Raw genomic sequence first — 22,986 nt, 5'->3', positions numbered from 1 at the left:
CCAATATGACTACTCAAATTAGGCTTATTTTAATTCTGTTACTTGCCATTTACGGTTGTAAAAACTCAAAAAACACGCATAAGTATACAAACAACTTAATAAAGGAAACTAGTCCTTATCTTTTGCAGCATGCACACAATCCAGTCAATTGGTATCCTTGGGGAGAAGAAGCCTTAAATCTTGCAAAAAAAGAAAAAAAACTCATCTTAATTTCTGTTGGTTATGCCTCATGTCACTGGTGTCATGTAATGGAAAAAGAGAGTTTTGAAAATGAAGAGGTAGCTAAGATCATGAATGAAAACTTTATCAATATTAAAGTTGATAGAGAAGAACATCCCAATGTAGATAAGTTATACATCAATGCAGTACAATTAATGACTGGTAATTCTGGTTGGCCTTTAAACTGCATTGCACTTCCAGACGGAAGTCCAATTTGGGGAGGAACTTATTTTGAGAAAGAAGAATGGATAAAGAACATTCAGCAAGTTGTAAAAGTATATGAAGAAGAACCAGAAAAAATCATAGAATATTCAAAGAAAGTAAAGCAAAATCTACAACCACCTCAGTTAATAATTTCAAACAATAAAAAGATTAAGTATACAGATGAGTATCTAAATGAGAATATTGAAACATGGAAACCTTTTTTTGATACTCAATTCGGTGGTACAAAGGGTGAAGTAAAGTTTCCAAAACCGAATACTCAACATTTTTTATTGCGCTATTCATACCAAAAAGACGATAACTCATTAAAGGAATATGTTCATACAACACTCAATAAAATTGCCTTAGGAGGTATTTATGATCATATTAGTGGAGGTTTTTCTAGATATACAATAGACTCTAAATGGCACATCCCGCATTTTGAGAAAATGCTCTATGATAATGGACAATTGGTTAGTTTGTATTCTGATGCATTTTTAGCTACTAAAAATGAATTGTACAAAGAAGTAGTTTATGAAACACTCTCTTTTGTTGAAAGAGAAATGATGAGTGAAAATGGAGGCTTTTATTCTTCGCTTAACGCCGATAGTAAAAACAATGAGGGTCATGAAGAAGAAGGAGCCTATTATGTTTGGGAAAAACAAGAGTTAGAAAAGATTCTTAAAGAAGATTTTCAACTTTTTTCTTCCTACTATAATATCAATTCATACGGGTATTGGGAAAAAGAGAAATATCATCTTATTCGAAATGAAACGAAAAACGAATTTGCTAAGAAAAATGAAATTTCTATAACTCAATTGAATAGTAAGCTTAATTCATGGAAAGAGAAATTAACGAAAGCTAGAGAGAAAAGAGAGCGCCCTAAATTAGATGATAAAATCTTAACATCATGGAATGCTATTATGCTCAGCGGTTATATTGATGCTTATAGAGTATTTGAAAATTCTCATTTTTTAGATATAGCTATAAAGAATGCAACTTTTATCAAGAACAATTTAATTGATGCCGAAGGAAAACTATATAGAAGCTACAAAGAAGGAAAACTTAAAATTGAAGGATATTTAGAAGATTACGGAACACTTATAAAGGCCTACATAAATCTATACCAAGTAACTTTTGATGAACAATGGTTATTACTAGCAAAAAAACTAACTGATTTTACCTTGAGTAATTTTTATGATTCTAAAACCAAACTTTTCTTTTACAACGCTAAAGACAGTCAAATTTTAGTAACAAAGAATATAGAATTAGAAGACAATGTAATTCCTTCATCAAATTCTATCATGGCTAAGAATCTGTTTTTATTAGGACATTTCTTTGGAAATAAAGAATATTTGGAAAAAAGTGAACAGATGCTATCTAAAGTACATTCACAAATCACTGAACACCCATATTTATATGCAAACTGGTTGGATTTGTATTTAAATTTAAGGGGCCCTTTTTATGAAGTTGCCATATTAGGAGCAGAGTCAAAAAAAAGGAGAGCAGAAATAGACAAAGAATACAAGCCTAATAAGTTGTTTAGTGGCACCACTCAAAAAAGCGACATCTTTTTACTGAAAGATAGAGAGGTAGATGGAGAAACAATTATTTATGTTTGTGAGAGTAATACTTGTAAATTGCCAACCAGTAAGAGCCATGTTGCTCTTAGTTTACTTAAAAATAAATAAGAACATTAAGATCTGACTTCTCTTTCTCCAGTATGATCAATTCCTTTTTCTCGTTCTAAAACAATCATTTTTTCTGGTCGGTAATTGGTAATAAATGCTCTTCTACTTAGTGATGTACTATTGCCTCTACTGTAATGCAATGTATTACCATGATGGATAACACAAGACCCAGATTTTAGTTCAATAGGAATTGAATTCTCTTCAAAACCTTCACATTGTAAAGCACCTTTATTTTCTTTTTGTTGATGAGGTAAAGTAGATTGTAAATGAGACTTTGGAGTATACCACATACACCCATTATCAATAGAAGCATCATCAATTGCTGTCCAGAAACTCAAAGCTCTCTTATCTGGCATATCTATCCAGTATGCAGCATCCTGATGCCATGGAGTAGGAGTGTAGGTATAAGGAGCTTTGTTAATTAGCATATCAAAATCTAATTTTAGATCATTACCTAATAAAGATTTTGCTATTTGTTGTGTTTTTAGATGGATGGGTTTGTTTAAAAGTTCTGGGAAAACTTTACTCGGAACCATTATTTGAGTAATCTTTTCAATAGCATCATCTTCTAAACCAGACAAATCCGATCGATACTTTGAAGCATCAATACTATTGCTTAAAAAATCATCATAGACTTTTTTATAGTAAACAACTTCTTCTTTAGAAATAAGGTCATTTATCACTAAAAAGCCTTCACTTTTAAAAAATTCTATCTCTTTTTCGGTAACGCTAATCATCTCTTTATACTTTGATAAAAATTCTTTTTCTATACAAGAAAAAACCTAGAAATAGATAAAATAAAGTAACCGTTAACGCATAGAACAAAGATGATAATTGAGAGCTTAAAAAAGAAAAATCAAAAAGATGATGATACAGCCAAGAATGGATATTTTTAGTATCGCTAAGTTTTGTTAGGTAAAAAATTTTAGAGATGAAACTAGATAAAAAGTAGATGGTTATGGCATTCATGCCCACATACTTAAAAATACTTCCAAACTTTAAAGACCTTACATCTGTTAAATAATAAATAATGGCCAAAATTAATGTTGCCCAGCCTGCAGTTACAAGAACAAAACTACTGCTCCAAATAGCCTTATTAATAGGAAATACAATATCCCAAAGATATCCTAGAATTAAGAAAAGGATAGCGATAAAAAATAAAATTCTCTCTTTATAATTTGATAATGAGGATAAAAGGTTACCAATTAAAATTCCTATAAGACAAGTTACAATTGATGGAATTGTGCTGATCAACCCCTCTGGATCATAATCTGTCTTCCACATATGCTTTCCTAAGATGTTAGAATCTAAATACATTGTCCAGTTATTTGATGCACGATCAAATGTTGGAGTAGAACCATCAGGTAATGGGACATAACCCAAGAAAACCCAATACAAGAGTAAAATTAAAATAGATACTGCTAGTAATGCTTTCCAATTTAAATTGAGGAATAAAATAGAGGAGATTAAAAAAACGATTCCAATTCGTTGTAAAACACCAGGTATTCTCAACACTTCATAATCTGTAAAAAAAGGAGAATAGGGCAGAAACCAATTTAGAAATAAACCAAGACCAATTAATTTTAAACTGCGTATAATTATTTTACGATAGGTTTCTCTAGATCTATTTTTACTCTTATAAGCATATGATATAGAGATTCCAACAATAAATAAAAAGAAAGGAAAAACTAAATCAGTTGGAGTTAAACCATGCCAATTTGCGTGCAATAAAGGCGCATATACATGACTCCAAGTACCAGGTGTGTTGACCAAAATCATTGCTGCAATGGTAAACCCGCGCAGAATATCAACAGATTCAACACGCTGTCTCATCTTATAAAATTTTAGAACTTATTTTCGACCAAGTTCTCTTTAATAAATAGCCACTAGTGATGGCTGCAATTGTTAATGATATAGCCAAAGTTGTTTCGCCATAAATCCAATATCCAGTTGCAAATAAGCAACTATAGATTAAAACACAACCTAAGAGCATTGCTATAATACCAGAAGGAACACTCCAACCTTCATTTTCATCTACAATCTCTACATTATCTTTTTTGGCTTCATTGATAACTTTTGACCAGCCAGGACCTCCAGGTTGAATCTTCTTGTAGAAGTTTCTAAGAATATCACTGCTTTCTGGTTTTGTTGTATACATTGCAATTAACCAAGTACTTGTTGTAAGTAAAACAATTAGAGGGAATTTAGCCCACTCTGGGAAAACTCCAGAGCTTTCGTGAAACAAATAGTCTCCAATAGGAGTAAAATTTATAAGAAGAGAAATAATACCAGAAGAAAACATAGCTACAATTTCTGTCCATGCATTAATTCTCCACCAAAACCAACGTAAAATAAAAATCAATCCTGTACCAGCTCCAAACATTAAAATTGCATCAAAAAGCTGAAGAGCATTTTGTAGTACAAGTGCAAGTAATGCGCTGAAAACCATTAAGGCAACAGTAGAAATTCTACCTACAGCAACTAATTTTTTCTCAGAAGCATTAGGATTGATTTGTTGTTTGTAAAAATCATTCACAATGTATGAGGATCCCCAATTTAAATGTGTAGAAATCGTACTCATATATGCAGCAACTAAAGAGGCCAAAACCAAACCTAATAATCCACTAGGAAGTTTTGTTAACATAGCTGAATATGCTAAATCATGACCTAATTTATCATTTGCTACATTAGGAAATGCTTCTTGAATACTAGCAATATCTGGAAAAACAACCAAAGATGCTAAAGCCACAATAATCCATGGCCAAGGACGTAGTGCATAGTGCATAATGTTAAAAAAGAAGGTAGCTCCCATGGCATGATTTTCATCTTTTGCAGCTAACATACGTTGAGCGATATAACCACCACCTCCAGGTTCTGCTCCAGGATACCAAGCGCTCCACCATTGAACTGCTAATGGTATAATTAATAATGTAATCAATGCTGTTTTATCATTAAAATCAGGTAAAATAGAAAGTTTACTAGCTACATTCTCATTTGCCATCAATGCTTCTAAACCACCCACTTCAGGGATATTCACCAAATAATAAGCAGCACCAATGGCTCCTCCCATGGCAACAAAAAACAAAATAAAATCTGTATACACTACACCTTTAAAACCTCCAACGGCACTAAAAATAACAGTTATCAACCCAGCACTTATAACAGTTTCCCAAGGTTCTAAGCCTAACATAATCTGGCCTATTTTAATGGCAGCTAAAGTTACGGCAGACATAGCCATAACATTGAAAATTATTCCTAAGTATACAGCCCTAAATTTTCTTAAAAATTTTGCTGGTGCACCACCGTAACGTAATTCGTAATATTCAATATCAGTATTTACTGCTGACTTTCTCCACAATTTGGCATATACAAAAACAGTTAATAATCCCGTAATTAAGAAAGCCCACCATACCCAGTTTCCAGAAACTCCATTTTTTCTCACAATATCTGTAACTAAGTTAGGTGTGTCTGTAGAAAAAGTAGTAGCAACCATAGACAAACCCAGCAACCACCAGGGCATGCTTCTGCCTGAAAGGAAAAACTCTGTAGAGTTTTTTCCCGATTTCTTAGAAACATAAATACCAATAAAAAGAGTTAATGCAAAAAATGAAATTATAAGAACTATGTCTAGTGTGGATAACTGAACCATAAAAGTTTTTTTTAACGCTGTTCAATGTACCAAAAAATATTAATTACGGTTTAATTTTTTCTACCATCAACATAAAATGACTGATAAACGTTTAGATAATACTATAAAAATGAATGAGAACTAATCAGAATAATTACTTTTGAATAATTGAAATACACACTTATGAGTAAACTCACTTTAGTGATTTTAGCGGCAGGAATGGGAAGTCGTTATGGAGGCTTAAAACAATTAGATGAGATGTCTGAGAATGGAGATACAATTATTGATTTTTCTATATATGATGCCATAGAAGCCGGATTTTCAAAAATAGTTTTTGTTATTAGAGAGAGCTTTAAGGAAGATTTTAAAAGCTTATTTGACAAGAAATTAGCTGGAAAAGTAGAAGTTGCTTATGTATGTCAAGAATTACATAATATCCCAAAAGAATTTTTGAATTCGGATAGAATAAAGCCTTGGGGAACAGGTCATGCAATGTTGATGGCAAAAGAAGAAGTAAATGAAAATTTTGCAGTTATTAATGCTGATGATTATTATGGAAAAGAAGCTTATGTGAAAATGGCAGATCAATTGAATGCTACCAATGCTTCAAGTAAAGAATACTTTATGGTAGGATACCAACTAAAGAATACAATTTCAAAATTTGGATCAGTATCTAGAGGTCAGTGTTATATGAATGATAATCAATTTTTAGAAAAAATAATTGAGCGTACACATATAGAAAAGAATAATGGAGGGCTTTACTACAAAGATGATACAGGAAATGAATGCCTGATGGATAATGATACTGTGGTGTCTATGAATTTTTGGGGGTTTACCACAAGCATTTTTCAGTTCTTAGAAAGAGAGTTTACAACTTTTCTAAAGGAAAACAGCAAAGAACTAAGATCAGAGTTTTTTATTCCTTTACTAGTTGATACTTTGATCCGTAATAATGAAGCTAAAGTACAAGTGTTAGAGTCCAACTCTAAGTGGTTAGGTGTTACCTACAAAGAAGATAAACCTCATGTAGTTGAGGAAATTCTCAAATTAAAAAGACAAGGAGTTTACCCTAATCAACTTTGGTAAGAATGAATATTGAAAAGATATTTCATCAATTTCAACATCACTCAAGTTTTGTTACTGGAGAAGAACTTACTTCTGGTCATATTAATGATACTTATTTAATAAAAACTCAACAAAAACCCTATTATATTTTACAAAGAATCAATTCTTCTGTTTTTAAAGATGTTTATGGATTGATGAATAACAAAGTTTTGGTAACAAAGCATTTACGCTCTAAATACAATAATACAAAAGAATACCAGACGATTACTTTTATCCCTACGCTAGATCAACACTATTGTTACAAAGACGAAAAGGAAGGTTATTGGAACTTGATGACTTTTATTGATGATAGCAAAAGTTTCGAAAGAGTAACTAATAGAAATCTTGCCAAGGAAGCAGGAAAATTATTTGGAAGTTTTGTAAATAATACGCATGATATAGATGTTGATCAACTGGTAGAAACTATCCCTAATTTCCATCATATGAAATTTAGGTTTGCAGAATTCGATACTGCTTTAAAAAATGCTTCAGAAGAAAGAAAATTAGTTAGTTCAGATGAAATAAGAAGAGTAAACCTTCTAAAGGAAGAAATGCTCACCTTAGATGGTTTAACAGAAACAGGGCAAATACCAACAAGAGTTACTCATAACGATACCAAAATATCCAACGCTTTGTTTGACAAAAATGATAAAGCAATTTGTGCCATAGATTTAGATACTGTAATGCCAGGAATTATACATTATGATTTTGGCGATGCAATTAGAACCATTTGTACCAATGCTGATGAAGATGAGAAAGATCTATCTAAAGTGACCTTTAATCTTGAGTTTTATAAAGCTTTTACTGAAGGTTTTTTATCATCATTAACACACATAACAGAGATAGAAGCAAATTACCTAGCGTTTAGTTCTAAAGTAATGACGTTTATTATGGGGCTTAGAATGCTTACAGATTTCTTAAATAACGATGTGTACTATAAAACTAAATATGACACTCATAATTTAGATAGAGCAAGAAATCAGTTTAAATTAATAGAAGAAATGAATTTGCATTTTAATCAAATGCAAATGATTGTTAAGGAGTATTTAAAATAACCTTTTTAGCGTGATTTAAATATTTCCTACCAATAGGAATTCTTTTAGAGTCAATTTCAACTAAATTACCTTCAACAGAATTTATTTTATTAATTGCTATGGTATACGACCTGTGTATTCTTAGGAAGTCATCTTTGGGAAGTTCTTCAGTAATACTTGTTAAAGATTTATGTACAAGATGGTCGCCAACGTTCGTAAATACCTTGATGTAATCTTTCAGGCTTTCTATATATAAGATGTCTTTAAAAAAGATTTTCACCAATTTTTTATCAACCTTTAAAAAGAAAAATGAATCGCTATTTGAATCTTCATTTTTTACAATTCCTTTTTGTGTATATACCCGTTGAGTAATTTTATTGATAGCCTTTAAAAAGCGATTAAAAGGAATTGGTTTTACAAGATAATCCAATACATCAAGATCAAAACTTTCAACGGCATATTCTCTATAAGCAGTAGTAATAACTATATTAGGCTTTACTTCTAAGATTTTAATGAAATCTAACCCGTTCATTTTAGACATATTAATATCTAAGAAGATGACATCAATTTTTTCTTGTTTTAAAACAGGTAAAGCTTCGATAGGATTGTTAAATGTATCAACTACTTTAAAATTCTGAAATTCCTCAAGGTGCTTTTGAATGATCTTAATAGCCAAAGGCTCATCATCCACTATAATACATTTTATATCCACTTTTTTGTAGTTTTCAACGACCTAAAATTACAATTAAATCACTTTTATTTAAACATTTTTTAATTTTTCTTCTACGGGGATGTTTAAAACCACCTTATAGATACTTTTTACAACGTCTATTTGTAGATTGTAATTATCCTTGTAAAGTAGATCTAAACGACGTTTTACATTGGCATTCCCGATACCATGTTTTTTTACTGAATTGCTAAACTGATTGAAATTATTTTTAACTGTAAACTGTAAATTATCCTCAGATGTCCTATCAAAGTCAATCGTAATTTTTAAATTTCTATTATCACGAGTACCATGTTTAAAACAGTTTTCTATATAAGGTAGAAACAACAAAGGTGGGACATAACAATTTTCAATATCACCACTAATATTTATATCAGTTGTAACACGATCTCCATAGCGTAACTTTTCAAGATCTATATAATTCTGTATGTTTTTTATTTCGTTATACAGCCGTATTCTTGGTTCTTTTACTTCATACAATACATACTCCATAATCTCTGAAAGTTTTAAAACAACATCTGGCGCCTTTTCAGATTTTTCAAAAGTTAAAGCATACAAATTATTCAGAGTATTAAAAAAGAAGTGTGGCTGTATCTGAGATTTTAAAAACTTTAATTCAGTTTCTAGCTGAACTTGCTGTAATTTTTCTACTCTATTTCTGTCTTGTACCCAATCATGCATCAATTTAATTGCAGTAGCCAAAGCAACTACATATAACTCACCAATAATTACAGCTACAATATGATTAAAACTAAAAGCCTTTTGAATTCCTTCTGCTTCTGGCCAAATGTTTTTAGTAATCAAAAAGTAATTAAGTCCTGTTCTTATAATATATAAGACAGCTAAAGAAAGAACCAAATAGAATAGAAAGAGCGGAAACTTCTTATTAAATAGAAACTTAGGTATTAAGTAATAAATAACAAAGTAGGTAAGGAGTATATGTAAAGAGAACTCAACTAAGTTAGATTTAAAGGAATACCAGAAATCATTAAAATAACTCCCCCATCTTATCACATTAAACGTAAAATAACTCAACCAAAAAATAATATGATACCGTAAAGGAATAGTATAGTTGGGTTTTCTAATAAATTGAATCAAAACAGTGGAGTTTATATTAAAAAATGGATGTAAATATATTGAGATATATTAAAAATCAATAGATTAATTCTCTTCTTAACCCTTTTATCCCTAAAAAATGTCATTCATAGTAAATTTAATGTTGTTCGTATATTAAATTTTTTTCTATTTGATAAGTACAACTACTTTTAAAGCAATTAAACTAATTTATTTTATTTATGAAGAAAACTAAAATACTATTATTTGCTATTTTTTCTTTACTGCTATCATTTAACGGAATAGCTCAGGAGAAAAGCATTTCAGGTACAGTAACATCCAAATCGGATGGAGAAACTTTACCTGGTGTTACTGTTTCTGTACAAGGTACAAAGAGAGGAACACAGACAGATTTTGATGGTAAATATACAATTAAGGCATCTGAAGGTGAAGTCTTAGTTTTTTCATTTGTTGGTATGAAAACAGTATCTATTACTGTTGGAAATTCTAATACTATAGATGTAGCATTAGAAGAAGACGCAGAAAGACTAGACGAAATTGTTGTGACTGCACTTGGTATTAGAAAAACAAGAAAGTCGCTTACCTATGCAGCCCAAGATATTGACTCAGACGAAATCAATAAAGTAAAACAAACCAATCCACTAAACAGTTTATCAGGTAAGGTTTCTGGGGTAGTTATCAATAGAAGTGCTTCTGGAGCTGGAGGTTCTGTGAAAGTTACTTTAAGAGGAAACAACTCTTTTGGAAACAACCAACCTTTATATGTTGTAGACGGAGTGCCATTATCTAACCCAACTGCAGGACAACCTACAGATACTTTCGGAAGTATTAGTGGAGGAAATGTAGATGGTGGTGATGCATTATCACTTATCAACCCTGATGATGTAGAAAGCATTACAGTATTAAAAGGAGCTTCTGCTTCTGCATTATATGGTAGTGCAGGTTTAAATGGTGTAATCTTAATTACAACAAAAAGGGGAAGAGAAGGAAACTTTAAAGTAAACTTTTCTTCTAACCTAACTGTAGACAGTGCAGCATACTATTTAGATTTAAATAGTGAGCTCAGCAGAATGTTGATGATTTCCTAGATTCAGGAGTTACCAACATCAATTCACTGTCATTATCAGGAGGAACAGACAAAGCACAAACGTATTTTTCATACTCGAACAGCTTTGCAAGCGGTATCATGCCAACAAATAAGTTAAATCAACACACAATCAACTTGAGAGAAACTGCACAATTTTTTGATGACAGATTAAAAGTAAATGCAAGTGTGATGGCATCAACTCAGAAGATTGAAAACAGACCAGTATCTGGATTGTACTTCAATCCATTAGTTGGTATTTACGGATTTGATTCGCCAGGTGAAACTTTATCTGACTACTCAGTTTTTGAAGAGTTAGACCTTAATAGAAATATTATGAGTCAAAGATGGTACAGAGCAACTTCTGATATCGAGCAAAACCCATACTGGATTCTAAATCGTAACCCGAACGAAACAACCAATAGAAAGTTAGTAGCTTCATTAAACTTGAATTTCAAAGTAAATGATTGGTTATCTATTCAAACTAGAGGAACTTACGATCAATCATTCTTAGGGTTTGAGAGTAAAATATATGCAACTACCGAAGCTACATTAGCGCCTTTAAATGGTAGATATATTGTAAATGAGCAAGATATCACACAATTATATGGAGATATTATTGCAACAATTAACAAAGATTTCTCTGAAGAAATTTCTTTCAATGCAAATATTGGAGCAAGTGTAACTAGAAACAATGCAGAATTATTTAACGCAGATTCTGGAACAAATGGAGGATTGCAATTTGCAAACGTATTCTCATATCAAAACTTTAACGCAAACGCATCTGTAGCATTTACTCAATCTAGTTTAAAGAACAGAACAAACTCTTTATTCTTTAGCGCTACTGTTGGATTTAATGATAAGTTTTTTGTTGATGTTACTGCTCGTAATGACTGGACATCAACATTACCAGAAGGTAATAATTCATTCTTTTATCCATCTATTGGTGTAACAGGAATGTTAAGCGAATTATTAGAATTAGGAGACAATGTTTCTTTTGCTAAGGTAAGAGCTTCTTACGCAGAGGTAGGAAACGGATTTGCTTCTGATGCTATAGCTCCAAACAGACAGATTTTATTTGGAGGAGGAATTAGCCCAACAGATCCTATTAGACCTTTCCCAGGAACTATTCCAGAACCAGAAAGACAACGCTCTTTTGAAATTGGAACAGAATGGAAATTCTTAGATAATAGAATAGGGTTCGACTTTGGATACTATCGTACAAGTACAATCAATCAATACTTCCCTTTCCCAACATCAGCAGCTATTATTGGAGCATCTAGTGCAGGGCTTAATTCAGGAGATATTGTAAATAGTGGTATTGAAGGAACAATCTTTGCGATTCCAGTTCAAAAAGATGATTTCAAATGGACTACCAATGTAAACTTTGCAGCAAACAGTAACAAAATTGAAAGTATCTATAACGGTACTGTAGCAGACGGATTGATAGAACCTTCTTTCTTTGTTGTTTCTGCGAAAGGAGTAAATACATTTGGATCATACTTAGTTGAAGGCGGTTCATTTGGAGATATTTATGCACAAGTAGTTAGAAGAAATGATGCTGGATTGCCAATAGTTGATGGAGGAGCGCTTTTACAAGACGATACTAATTTAGTAGATGGATTAACAAAAGTTGGAAACGCTAACCCAGACTTTACAATTGGTTGGAATAACTCTTTTGAATACAAGAACTTTACATTAGACTTCCTAATTGATGGTAAGTTTGGTGGAAAAACAGTAAGCATGACAGAAGGAATTGTAGAAGGATTAAGTAACAATACAGCTAGAGAAACAGCAAATGGTTCTATTTCGGTTGTAGATTTATCAGGAAATCCTTCAACATTAACTGCTCAAGAATATTATGGTTTAGCAGGAGGTAGAAACGGATTTACCGGAGAATATGTATATAGTGCAACAAATATACGTTTGGCAGAAATAGCTTTAGGATATAGGTTTCCATTATCGGAAAATTCATTCTTCTCGTCTGTTAGCGCTTCTTTAGTAGGAAGTAATTTATTTTTCTTCTATAAAGACGCCCCACACGATCCTAATATTGCATTAAGTACAGGAAATGCATTGCAAGGTGTAGATGTTTTAGGTCTTCCTTCTACAAGAAGCACTGGATTGAATATCAAATTAACATTCTAAAAATTTATTCATGAAAAATATTAATAAGATAATCACATATTTAATCGTAATAGGATTAGTAAGTTCATCTTGTAGTAATGGATTAGACGACTTAAATAATAATACAAGAAATATTACACAAGATCAGTTAGAAGTAGATTTTCAACATGTAGGATCTTTATATAAACCTATTTTTGAAAGTATTTATCAATATTCGCCAGCATGGTCATATCAGCTACAACAGAATTTAAATGCTGATGTATACTCAGGGTATTTAACAAACCCTAGACCTTTTATTGCAGGAGCAAATAATACAACTTACAATTTAGTAAGTGGATGGAATAACTTCATTTGGTCTGTACCTTACTCTAACGTGATGAATAATGTAAAATCTATCACAGATTTAACAGGAACAGATTTCCCAACATTAAATGCAGTTGCTTTAATCTTAAAAGTTTCAGCAATGCACAGAGTTTCAGATGTTTTCGGACCTATAGTTTATACAAACTTTGGAGACCTTTCTAATGCAGGAGTTTATGACTCACAACAAGCTGCTTATGATGCATTCTTTGCAGATTTAGATACAGCAGTTGATGCATTAATGGCCGACATCAATAGTCAAAGATTTACTGCTTTTGATTTGTCTTACGGAGGAAACTATACCAAATGGGTACGACTAGCAAACTCATTACGTTTACGCTTAGCAATTAGAATTTCTAAAGTAGATCCAGCGAAAGCAAAATTAGAAGGAGAAAAAGCATTGTCTCAATCTTTAGGAGTTATGACTGCTAATGACGATGGTTTCTTTGTAAATGGTTCTTTAGATCATCCATTACAAACCATTGATAACTCATGGGGTGATATTAGAATGAATGCCTCTATGGAATCTATTCTAGTTGGATATTCTGACCCTAGAGGAAGTGTATTCTTTGACAATTCTAGTGCAACTGGAGATTTGAAAGGAGTTAGAAATGGATTGCCATTATTACCTGGATATTCAGATGAGTTAGCGCAAAAAGCAGATTATATTAATTATTCTGCATTAAATGATGGAATTCACACTCCAAGAGTTCAACTAATGACAGCCTCTGAAGTTGCATTCTTAAAAGCAGAAGCTGCCTTAAGAGGATGGGCTGGCGCTGGAGGTGCACAAGCAAATTATGAACAAGGAATTATGTTATCATTTGATCAACACGGTGCTAGTGGAGCTGCAGCTTACATTGCAGACAATACTTCAACACCAAATGATTATATAGATACATTTAACCCAGCAAACAATATTGTAGCAGCTAGTAACATTACAATTGCTTGGGATGCTGCCGCTACTAATGAAGAAAAATTAGAAAGAATCATTACGCAAAAATGGATTGCAATGTTCCCAGAAGGACAAGAAGCATGGAGTGAATTTAGACGTACTGGTTACCCTAAAATCTTTCCAGTAGTTAGCAATCAAAGTGGAGGTACAATAGATACCAACATTCAAATTAGAAGAATACCTTTTGTAGATAGTGAACTTTCAACCAACGCTGCAGGAGTTGCTGGAGCAGTCAGTTTACTTGGAGGTCCAGATAATGGTGGAACGCGTGTATGGTGGGATACTGGAGGACCTAACTTCTAAAAAGAAGAAAATAAAATAGATTAAATTTTTTGTAGTGTAGTTTTTGAGTTATTAAAATAAACGAGAAATGTAAAAGTTTCTCGTTTATTTCACCAAACCCTAAAGATAAATGAGTGTCGCATTAAAATCAAGTAATATCATTACTATGAATACTAGGAATATTGCCTATAGTCCAGCAGGAAAATTCGAAGAAACTAGGTTTGAAAAGATACATAATGTCATCTTTAAAAGTTCAAACGAAGCCTCTATAATCGTAGCACATGAAATAGCAGAACTAATTCAATTAAAACAACAGGAAGATAAGTTTTGCGTGCTAGGTTTAGCAACAGGATCTTCGCCAATCAAGGTATATGAAGAATTGGTAAGATTACACAAAGAGGAAGGTTTAAGTTTCGAGAATGTGATTAGCTTCAATTTAGATGAATATTTACCTATGCAAAAGGAAAATATTCAGAGTTATCATTACTTCATGCATGAACATCTTTTCAATCATATTGATATCCTTCCTGAAAATATTCATATTCCAGATGGTACAATTGAAAATGAAGATGTATATCAATATTGTGTAGACTATGAATTACAAATAAAAGAAGCAGGAGGCTTAGATTTTCAACTTTTAGGTATTGGTAGAACTGGCCATGTAGGATTTAATGAACCTGGATCTCACCTTAACTCAGGTACTCGAAGTATTACATTAGACCATCTTACAAGAGCAGATGCTGCTCCTTCGTTCTTAGGAATTGAAAATGTCCCAAGGAAAGCAATTACTATGGGAGTGGCGACAGTAATGTCTGCTAAAAGAATAGTATTGTTAGGATGGGGCCAACATAAAGCTCAAATTATTAAAGAAACTATAGAAGGAGAAATCTCCTCTCTAGTTCCCGCTACATATCTTCAATATCACAAAAACACAACTTTTATTCTAGACAACGAAGCAGGTTCAGAGTTAACTAGAAATAAAACACCATGGTTAGTTGGACCCTGCATTTGGACTAAGGAGTTAAAAAGCAAAGCAATTGTTTGGTTATGTGAACTGACTAAAAAATCTATCCTTAAACTAACAGATAAAGATTATAACGATAATGGAATGTCTAGCTTGTTAGCACAAGAGGGAAGAGCTTATGACTTAAATATAGAAATGTTTAATAAACTACAGCATACAATTACAGGTTGGCCAGGAGGAAAACCTAATGCTGACGATGAGAACAGACCCGAAAGAGCAGAGCCAGCTAGAAAAAGAGTTATCATTTTTAGTCCTCATCCGGATGATGATGTTATATCTATGGGAGGTACTTTTGATCGATTAGTAGAGCAAGGTCACGAAGTTCATATCGCTTACCAAACCTCTGGAAATATTGCTGTTTCAGACGAAGAAGCTTTAAAATTCGCAGAAGTAAATAGTCAACTTAATTGTTCCGATTCTATAGAAAAGATTATTAAAGACCTTAAAAACAAAGAAAAAAATAGTGTTGATACTCTAGAGGTTAGAAAATTAAAAGGGTTGATAAGAAGAAGTGAGTCTTTTGCAGCAACAAGATATTTTAATGTACCCGATAATCGTGTGCACTTTTTAGACCTACCATTTTACGAAACAGGAACTATAAAGAAAAATAAGCTTTCAGAGAAAGATGTTGAAATTATGTGTGACTTGATAGAAACAATAAAACCCCATCAAGTATATGCTGCTGGAGATTTAGCAGATCCACATGGTACTCATAAAGTATGTTTAGATGCTCTTTTTGCAGGACTTGAAAAACTTAAAAATGAGTCTTATATGGACGATTGTTGGGTTTGGTTATACAGAGGAGCTTGGCATGAGTGGGAAACTTACGAAATAGAAATGGCAGTTCCTATGAGTCCAGATCAAGTACTCAAGAAAAGACACGCTATTTTTTATCACCAATCTCAAAAAGACGGAGTGATGTTTCAAGGAGATGATAACAGAGAATTTTGGGTAAGAGCTGAAGATAGAAATAGATTAACAGCTGAAAAATACAACAAATTAGGCTTAGCAGATTATGCTGCAATTGAAGCTTTTAAACGTCACCACTTTTAATTTATGACATTGATTAAAAAAACTTTTTTAACGGTATTGCTTTTTATTTCTTGCTCAATTTTGGCACAGTCCAATCTTAAGGAGAAATATAATTTAATGCCTTGGCCACAAGAGATTAAAGAAAATCAAGAAAAATTTAAGATTACTCCAGATTTTACAATCTCTGTTGAAGGAAAAAGTAAAAGAGTAATCAATGCAACAACTAATTTCTTGAGAAGATTATCTGGAAGAACCGGTGTTTTTATTGATGAAGGTTTTGCCTTTGAAAAAGGACAGATAAAATCTCCATCATTAGAAATAAAATTCGATAAAGAAATAAAATTAGGGCTTAACAAAGACGAGTCTTATAGCCTTGATATAACCAACCAAAAGATATCTATTACAGCAAAGACAGATGTTGGAGCTTTAAGAGCTTTAGAAACACTACTCCAATTAGTAGATTATAATACAGAGAGCTTTTATTTTTCTGGTGTACTTATAAAAGACAATCCAAGATTTGTTTGGAGAGGTTTAATGATTGACGTAGCCAGACATTTTCAACCCATTGCAGTAATTAAAAGAAACCTTGATGCGATGGCATCGGTAAAAATGAATGTTTTTCATTGGCATTTAACAGACGATCAAGGATTCAGAATCTACTCAAAAACCTATCCTAATTTGCACAAATTAGGATCAGATGGTTTGTACTATACTCATGCTCAGATTAAAGATGTTATAGAATATGCAAATCTTAGAGGAATTAGAGTAATCCCAGAAATAGATGTACCCGGGCATGCTTCTGCTTTTTTAACGGCGTACCCTGAAATTGGTAGTAAAGAAACTTCTTATCAAATAGAACGTTATGCAGGAATTTTCGATCCAACTTTAGATCCAACAAACGACAAAACCTATGAATTCTTAGACAATTTGTTTAAAGAAATAACACCCTTATTTCCAGATGAATATTTTCATATTGGTGGTGATGAAAATGAAGGAAAACATTGGGATGCAAATCAAAAAATTCAAGAATTTAAGAAACAACACAACTTAAAAACTAATCACGATTTACAAACCTACTTTAATATCAAGTTAGAAAAGATTTTAAAGAAGTATAATAAAAAATTAATGGGTTGGGATGAAATTATGACACCCAATATGCCTACAACAGCTGTTATCCATTCTTGGAGAGGAGAAAATGAAGGACTATCTAAAGGAGGAACACTTATTGAAGCAGCAAGAAAAGGATACAACACTGTTTTATCTAATGGTTTTTATATCGATAGAATGCAACCTGTAGAAGAGCATTATTTAGTAGAACCCATTGGAGATGAAAAACTTTCTAAAGAAGAAAGAAAAAGGATCTTAGGAGGTGAAGCTACTATGTGGAGTGAACTTGTAACGCCGCTTACAATAGATTCTAGAATTTGGCCACGAACTGCGGCTATTGCCGAAAGGTTTTGGTCTTCAAAAAATGTGAGAGATGTTAACAACATGCAAAAAAGACTCAAAGTTGTAAGCTATCAATTAGAAGAGTTAGGCATTACTCATTTAAAAAATAAAGATGCAATTCTAAGAAATATCACAAGAAATCAAAATACAAACGCCCTAAAAATATTATCTAATATTAGCGAACCTTTAAAGATTTATACCAGAAACAAAGGCGGAACAGAATATAAATCATTTTCTCCTTTTACACTTTTTGCAGATGCATGTACTTCAGATGCAGAAGATGGAATAAGCTTTAAAAAAGTTGTAGACAGATATATAAAAGATCAAAATAGCAAGAGTAAAGAAGAATTGATTCTTTATTTCAACAAATGGAAGGAGGGTTTTAAAGAGTTTAAGAAACTTGATATGTCCCCTGTTCTTACACAAATAGAACCTTCCTATTCCTATCTGGCTGAATTTTCTAAAATAATTAGTTTAGTTCTAGAAGACGGTTATTCTAAAAGCAAAGAAGCTTCTCTAAATAAGATAGTAAAGAAGTTACAAGAACCTTTTGTAGATGTAGAATTAATAATTGTATCAGATTTAGACAGATTATTAGAGTTTTTTAGAAAGAAATAATAGATTAAGTGTACAATGACTTTAAAGGAGCTATCAAAAATATCTGGATATTCAATTTCAACGATTTCAAAAGCAATTAATGATAGCTATGAAATAAGCTCTTCTACTAAGAAGAAAATTCTTAGAATAGTAAAAAAGCACAATTATAAACCCAATTTTTTTGCCTTAAACCTTAAGAAGAAAGAGAACTTTATAATCGGAGTTATTCTGCCAGATTTTAAAGATGAATACTTTTTAAACGCTCTTATTGGAATTACTGAAGAATCGTCAAGATTGAATCATAGAATTATGGTTTATCAATCCTGTAATGATTCTGCTAAAGAAAAAGAATACATCAAACTTCTGTACAATAATGTTGTAGACGGATTAATCTTCTCGCCAATAGATTATAAAAGCGATTTTAATAAAAATAAGAATCTGTCTATACTTCATAAAAACGATTATCCAATTATAACCATCAACAAAAGAGAGCTCGGGTCCAGTAATGAACAGCTGAAAGGACACTATACAGGAAGAAATTCGGTGCAGGAACTCTTGGAGAAAATAAATAATAAAAACTCAGCTCTTTTGGCTTCATAATTATTGCTTATATTCAAAAACTGTACTATTTATGATGAGATATTTTACAATAGCAATTTTTATAGGAATGTTTTTGTCTTGTAAGTCAGATGAAACAATTCAATCTAAAAAACCAGTACAATTATTTTCTTCAATACAAAGCTCTTACTCTAATATTCATTTTAAAAATGAAGTCAAAGAAGATCTTTACTTCAATTTTCTAAATTATCCATACATCTATAATGGAGGAGGAGTAGCCGTAGGTGATATCAATAATGATGGGTTAGAAGATATTTATTTCACTGCCAACCAAGGAAACAATAAGTTATATATAAACAAAGGAAATTTTCAGTTTGAAGATATCACAGATTCAGCCGCAGTAAACGACGCACAAGGTTGGTCTACTGGAGTTACAATCATAGACATCAATAATGATGGCTGGTTAGATATTTATGTATGTAAATCAGGATCATTACAAAGTCATGAACAACGTAAAAATAAGCTGTATATCAATCAAAAGAACAATACTTTTAAAGAAAGTGCTAAAGAATACGGATTAGATTTTTACGGTTTTTCTATTCAGTCATACTTTTTTGATATGGATAATGATGGCGATTTAGACCTTTATTTAGTGAATCACAGAGTAGACTTTAGAAATAACATCACTTTAGACCTCGATAGAGATAAAAAAATAGAAGATTACGGATCAGATCAGTTGTATCGAAACGACTCAGGAAAGTATACCAATATTACTAATGCTTCAGGGGTAGCAAATAAAGCTTGGGGATTATCAGCTTCTATTGGAGATTTTAACAATGATGGGTGGCAAGATATTTTTGTTGCTAACGATTTCTTTCATGGCGATTTTTTATACATCAATCAAAAAGACGGAACCTTTAAAGATCAATCATTACAGTCATTTAAACATTTATCTAACAGTAGTATGGGCTCAGATTATGAAGATGTAAATAATGACCTTCAACCCGATTTGATTGTATTAGATATGCTAGCTGAAGACCATATTAGAGCTAAAAATAACATGGCAGCTATGAATACCAATAGTTTTAATATGATGGTAGATGCTGGATATCATTATCAATACATGTCTAATATGCTGCAATTGAATAATGGAGACGGAACGTATAGCGAAATAGGACAATTAGCAGGAATAGCTAAAACCGATTGGAGTTGGGCTCCTTTGATTGCCGATTTTGATAATGATGGTCACAAAGATGTTTTTATTACCAACGGTATAGAACACGATCTTTCCAATCAAGATTTTAGAAATCAAATGCGAGCTAACATTATGAATCGTAAAAAAGTGACTCTGGAAGAAGCCATTAAAATGATGCCTTCAACTAAGCTTAGCAATTATATTTTTAAGAATAATCAAGATTTAACCTTTACAAACACTACCAAAGAATGGGGGTTGGATAGAAAAGTGAATTCTAATGGAACAGCCTATGCCGATTTAGACAACGATGGCGATTTAGATTTGATTGTAAATAATCAATCAGAAAAAGCTAGTGTATATAAAAATAATGCTAAAAACAATACACTTTCTATTTCTTTAAAAGGACCAAGCTCTAATGTTGGAGGAATAGGAACAAAAGTTTATGTATATACAAAAGGAACCCAACAATTTAAAGAGTTTCATTTAGGTAGAGGATATCAATCTTCTGTAACACACAAACTTCATTTTGGATTAGGAACAAATCAAACCGTTGATAGTATTAAAGTTGTTTGGCCAGATCTTCGAATTGAACAACTAGAAAATAGTAAGGCTAATGCAACAATTGTTTTCAATTACAAAAACTCTTATGCTAAGAAGAGTACGATAGCAAAAACCACATCCTTTTTTAAAGAGATAGTACCCAAAAGTTTGGGAATTTCATACAAGCAAAAAGAAAATGAGTTCAACGATTTTGATTTACAACTTCTTTTGCCTCAAAAACAATCGGAAATAACTTCTGCTATTGCAGTGGCAGATATTAATAATGATGGATTAGATGATTTCTTTGCGGGAAATGCAAAGAATGCAAGAGCATCATTATATGTACAAAAACCAAATGGAACATTTGTTGAAACCAATCAGAAACTTTTCGAAAAAGAAAAGAAATATGAAGATACAAATGCATTGTTTTTTGATGCAGATGGCGATTCAGATATCGATTTGTTTGTAAGCTCCGGAGGTTATGAAGTTACTAAAGATGATTCGTTATTAGAAGACAGGATTTATATTAATGACGGAAAAGGAAACTTCACGAGGTCAAACAAATTTCCTAAGATATATTCTAACACAAAAGCAGTAGCAGTAACTGATTACGACAAAGACGGAGACATAGATATATTTATTGGAGGTAGAGTTACACACGGAAAATATCCATTAAATGACCCATCTTTTTTATTAGAGAATCAGAACGGAAAATTTATAAACGTAACTAGAGAAAATATAAATGGAATAGAAGATGTAAATCTAATCAATGATGCTGTTTTTTCAGATTATGATAATGATGGAGATGATGATTTACTTGTAGTTGGAGAATGGATGCCTTTAAATGTTTTTGAGAATATCAATGGAAAATTCATCAAAAAAGAAGTGTCTAAAGATCAAGAATACGGATGGTATCAAACAATAAAAGAAATAGATATAGATAATGATGGAGATAAGGATTATCTTTTAGGAAACTGGGGAACAAATAATAAATTTCATCCTACGAAGAAAAAACCATTACATGTATATGCAGATTATTTAGATCAAAACAATTCCTACGATATTGTTTTAAGTAAAGTTTCTAAAACAGGAAGTTTAATTCCAGTTAGAGGAAAACAATGTTCTTCAGAGCAAACACCTTTTCTAAAGAATAAAATAGGCACCTATAACGAATTTGCAACATCTACATTAAAGGATATTTATGGAGAAGATAAGTTGAAAAATGCGAATCATTTTATTGCAACTGACTTTACTACAGTAGTTAAAGAGAATTTAGGAAACGGACAGTTTAAAACTATTACACTTCCAAACCAAGCACAATTGAGTCCAACTTTAGCATTTGAGACATATGATTTTAATAACGATGGATTGCAAGATATTTTTGGAGTAGGTAACATATACGATGCAGAAGTAGAAACAATTCGCTATGACGCTTCTAAAGGATATGTTCTTTTCAATGGAGAAAACAAAGCATTTACCTTTTTAAATGACAAAAATTACTTTAATAATGCTGAAGCAAAAGCTATTAAAAAGATACAAATAGGAAGCAAAACTCATTTCATCATCTTAAATAAAAACAGTGAGTTGAAGATTTTAAAGACAAACTATTAAGAACGATTTAGGATAAAAAATAGATTTCAAGTTCTTTAATGTTATAACATGCGCAATTGATTTTTATAGAGCTATTTACTTATTATAATATATCCTAAATTAAAAAAGCAGAGTTTAAAACTCTGCTTTTCTTTTGTATCGAAGTAGTGATTTGTTTGGTTTATGAACTTGTTTTTTTCTATTAAATCATAAATGACTGATAATAAGATTTTAATGAAATAGAAAAAAGTCATTCAGAATTCACAAAAAAACTTTTTGTATTTAAAAATACATTACATTTGATTTATTGTTAAGTAAGTAAAATGTTATGTTTTTCTTATTTCGTTAGCAAATATCTTTGGAAGAGTGGTATTTGTGAAGTATTTGGGAAATACGCCGAAAAAATTAAGTTTTCTTCCAATACACATTTATCTAGTGTACTCCAGATCATACGACTTCGAGGAGTATACTTAGAATTACGCATTTAGTTTTTATTTCATTATCAATGATTTAGG

Annotated in this window: 15 protein-coding genes; 10 read left to right on the top strand and 5 right to left on the bottom strand. The window is 31.8% G+C overall.

The genetic code is table 11. The features are described 5' to 3' along the window. Nucleotides 1–5: 5 nt before the first annotated feature. Nucleotides 6–2,111 carry a thioredoxin domain-containing protein gene (locus tag AAON49_RS01995; RefSeq protein WP_349552251.1) on the top strand — a complete coding sequence of 702 codons (2,106 nt, stop codon included), beginning with the start codon at nt 6–8 and terminating at the stop codon, nt 2,109–2,111. 5 nt (nt 2,112–2,116) lie between these two features. On the opposite strand, the gene AAON49_RS01990 is transcribed toward AAON49_RS01995, so the two are convergent. Genes AAON49_RS01990 through AAON49_RS01980 form a run of 3 tightly spaced genes read right to left on the bottom strand, consistent with a single transcriptional unit; the run spans nt 2,117 to nt 5,760 of the window. Further along, the gene (locus tag AAON49_RS01990; protein WP_349552249.1) at nt 2,117–2,848 is read right to left on the bottom strand and encodes a phytanoyl-CoA dioxygenase family protein; all 732 of its coding nucleotides are present in this window, start codon (nt 2,846–2,848) and stop codon (nt 2,117–2,119) included. A gap of 4 nt (nt 2,849–2,852) precedes the next feature. Then, entirely contained in the window at nt 2,853–3,944 is a 1,092-nt protein-coding gene (locus AAON49_RS01985; RefSeq protein ID WP_349552247.1) for an acyltransferase family protein, read from the bottom strand. A gap of 1 nt (nt 3,945) precedes the next feature. Then, on the bottom strand, nt 3,946–5,760 hold the full coding sequence (locus AAON49_RS01980; protein WP_349552246.1) for a sodium:solute symporter family protein: 1,815 nt from the start codon (nt 5,758–5,760) through the stop codon (nt 3,946–3,948). 162 nt (nt 5,761–5,922) lie between these two features. On the opposite strand from AAON49_RS01980, the gene AAON49_RS01975 reads away from it, so the two are divergent. Then, nucleotides 5,923–6,825 (top strand): sugar phosphate nucleotidyltransferase, encoded by a 903-nt coding sequence (locus AAON49_RS01975; protein WP_349552245.1) that lies wholly within the window; start codon nt 5,923–5,925, stop codon nt 6,823–6,825. Nucleotides 6,826–6,827: 2 nt separating this feature from the next. Then, the gene (locus AAON49_RS01970) at nt 6,828–7,898 is read left to right on the top strand and encodes a phosphotransferase enzyme family protein (protein WP_349552243.1); all 1,071 of its coding nucleotides are present in this window, start codon (nt 6,828–6,830) and stop codon (nt 7,896–7,898) included. On the opposite strand, the gene AAON49_RS01965 is transcribed toward AAON49_RS01970, so the two are convergent. Beyond that, the gene (locus tag AAON49_RS01965; RefSeq protein WP_349552242.1) at nt 7,879–8,589 is read right to left on the bottom strand and encodes a LytR/AlgR family response regulator transcription factor; all 711 of its coding nucleotides are present in this window, start codon (nt 8,587–8,589) and stop codon (nt 7,879–7,881) included. The genes AAON49_RS01970 and AAON49_RS01965 overlap by 20 nt on opposite strands. Nucleotides 8,590–8,637: 48 nt before the next feature. Further along, nucleotides 8,638–9,702 (bottom strand): sensor histidine kinase, encoded by a 1,065-nt coding sequence (locus AAON49_RS01960; RefSeq protein ID WP_349552240.1) that lies wholly within the window; start codon nt 9,700–9,702, stop codon nt 8,638–8,640. A 197-nt stretch (nt 9,703–9,899) separates the two neighbouring features. Between AAON49_RS01960 and AAON49_RS01955 the strand changes: the two genes are divergently transcribed. From AAON49_RS01955 to AAON49_RS01925, 7 genes are all read left to right on the top strand, one after another. Continuing rightward, nucleotides 9,900–10,766, top strand: coding sequence for a carboxypeptidase-like regulatory domain-containing protein (locus AAON49_RS01955; protein WP_349552238.1), 867 nt, complete (start codon nt 9,900–9,902; stop codon nt 10,764–10,766). 98 nt (nt 10,767–10,864) lie between these two features. Continuing rightward, on the top strand, nt 10,865–12,910 hold the full coding sequence (locus AAON49_RS01950) for a TonB-dependent receptor domain-containing protein (protein ID WP_349552236.1): 2,046 nt from the start codon (nt 10,865–10,867) through the stop codon (nt 12,908–12,910). Nucleotides 12,911–12,920: 10 nt separating this feature from the next. After that, nucleotides 12,921–14,507 (top strand): RagB/SusD family nutrient uptake outer membrane protein, encoded by a 1,587-nt coding sequence (locus AAON49_RS01945; protein ID WP_349552234.1) that lies wholly within the window; start codon nt 12,921–12,923, stop codon nt 14,505–14,507. A 109-nt stretch (nt 14,508–14,616) separates the two neighbouring features. Next, complete coding sequence (nagB, locus tag AAON49_RS01940; RefSeq protein WP_502942882.1) at nt 14,617–16,563, top strand: glucosamine-6-phosphate deaminase; 1,947 nt, start codon at nt 14,617–14,619, stop codon at nt 16,561–16,563. A 3-nt stretch (nt 16,564–16,566) separates the two neighbouring features. After that, nucleotides 16,567–18,609 carry a beta-N-acetylhexosaminidase gene (locus tag AAON49_RS01935; RefSeq protein ID WP_349552233.1) on the top strand — a complete coding sequence of 681 codons (2,043 nt, stop codon included), beginning with the start codon at nt 16,567–16,569 and terminating at the stop codon, nt 18,607–18,609. Between the two features lie 15 nt (nt 18,610–18,624). Beyond that, the gene (locus AAON49_RS01930) at nt 18,625–19,188 is read left to right on the top strand and encodes a LacI family DNA-binding transcriptional regulator (protein ID WP_349552232.1); all 564 of its coding nucleotides are present in this window, start codon (nt 18,625–18,627) and stop codon (nt 19,186–19,188) included. A gap of 31 nt (nt 19,189–19,219) precedes the next feature. Continuing rightward, nucleotides 19,220–22,492, top strand: coding sequence for a VCBS repeat-containing protein (locus tag AAON49_RS01925; protein ID WP_349552231.1), 3,273 nt, complete (start codon nt 19,220–19,222; stop codon nt 22,490–22,492). Nucleotides 22,493–22,986: the final 494 nt, after the last annotated feature.

Origin of the sequence: Pseudotenacibaculum sp. MALMAid0570 (genome assembly GCF_040151415.1) — a bacterium.
Lineage (GTDB): Bacteria > Bacteroidota > Bacteroidia > Flavobacteriales > Flavobacteriaceae > Polaribacter.
The sequence above is the reverse complement of the archived record's forward strand: the minus strand, read 5'-3'. Positions and strand labels throughout refer to the sequence as shown.

Bases quoted from the DNA above. Each gene is read 5' to 3' on its own strand.
- AAON49_RS01970 (WP_349552243.1), top strand. From the start codon at position 6,828: ATGAATATTGAAAAGATATTTCATCAATTTCAACATCACTCAAGTTTT.
- nagB (WP_502942882.1), top strand. From the start codon at position 14,617: ATGAGTGTCGCATTAAAATCAAGTAATATCATTACTATGAATACTAGG.
- AAON49_RS01930 (WP_349552232.1), top strand. From the start codon at position 18,625: ATGACTTTAAAGGAGCTATCAAAAATATCTGGATATTCAATTTCAACG.
- AAON49_RS01935 (WP_349552233.1), top strand. From the start codon at position 16,567: ATGACATTGATTAAAAAAACTTTTTTAACGGTATTGCTTTTTATTTCT.
- AAON49_RS01945 (WP_349552234.1), top strand. From the start codon at position 12,921: ATGAAAAATATTAATAAGATAATCACATATTTAATCGTAATAGGATTA.
- AAON49_RS01925 (WP_349552231.1), top strand. From the start codon at position 19,220: ATGATGAGATATTTTACAATAGCAATTTTTATAGGAATGTTTTTGTCT.
- AAON49_RS01955 (WP_349552238.1), top strand. From the start codon at position 9,900: ATGAAGAAAACTAAAATACTATTATTTGCTATTTTTTCTTTACTGCTA.
- AAON49_RS01980 (WP_349552246.1), bottom strand. From the start codon at position 5,760: ATGGTTCAGTTATCCACACTAGACATAGTTCTTATAATTTCATTTTTT.
- AAON49_RS01985 (WP_349552247.1), bottom strand. From the start codon at position 3,944: ATGAGACAGCGTGTTGAATCTGTTGATATTCTGCGCGGGTTTACCATT.
- AAON49_RS01995 (WP_349552251.1), top strand. From the start codon at position 6: ATGACTACTCAAATTAGGCTTATTTTAATTCTGTTACTTGCCATTTAC.
- AAON49_RS01990 (WP_349552249.1), bottom strand. From the start codon at position 2,848: ATGATTAGCGTTACCGAAAAAGAGATAGAATTTTTTAAAAGTGAAGGC.
- AAON49_RS01975 (WP_349552245.1), top strand. From the start codon at position 5,923: ATGAGTAAACTCACTTTAGTGATTTTAGCGGCAGGAATGGGAAGTCGT.
- AAON49_RS01950 (WP_349552236.1), top strand. From the start codon at position 10,865: ATGCCAACAAATAAGTTAAATCAACACACAATCAACTTGAGAGAAACT.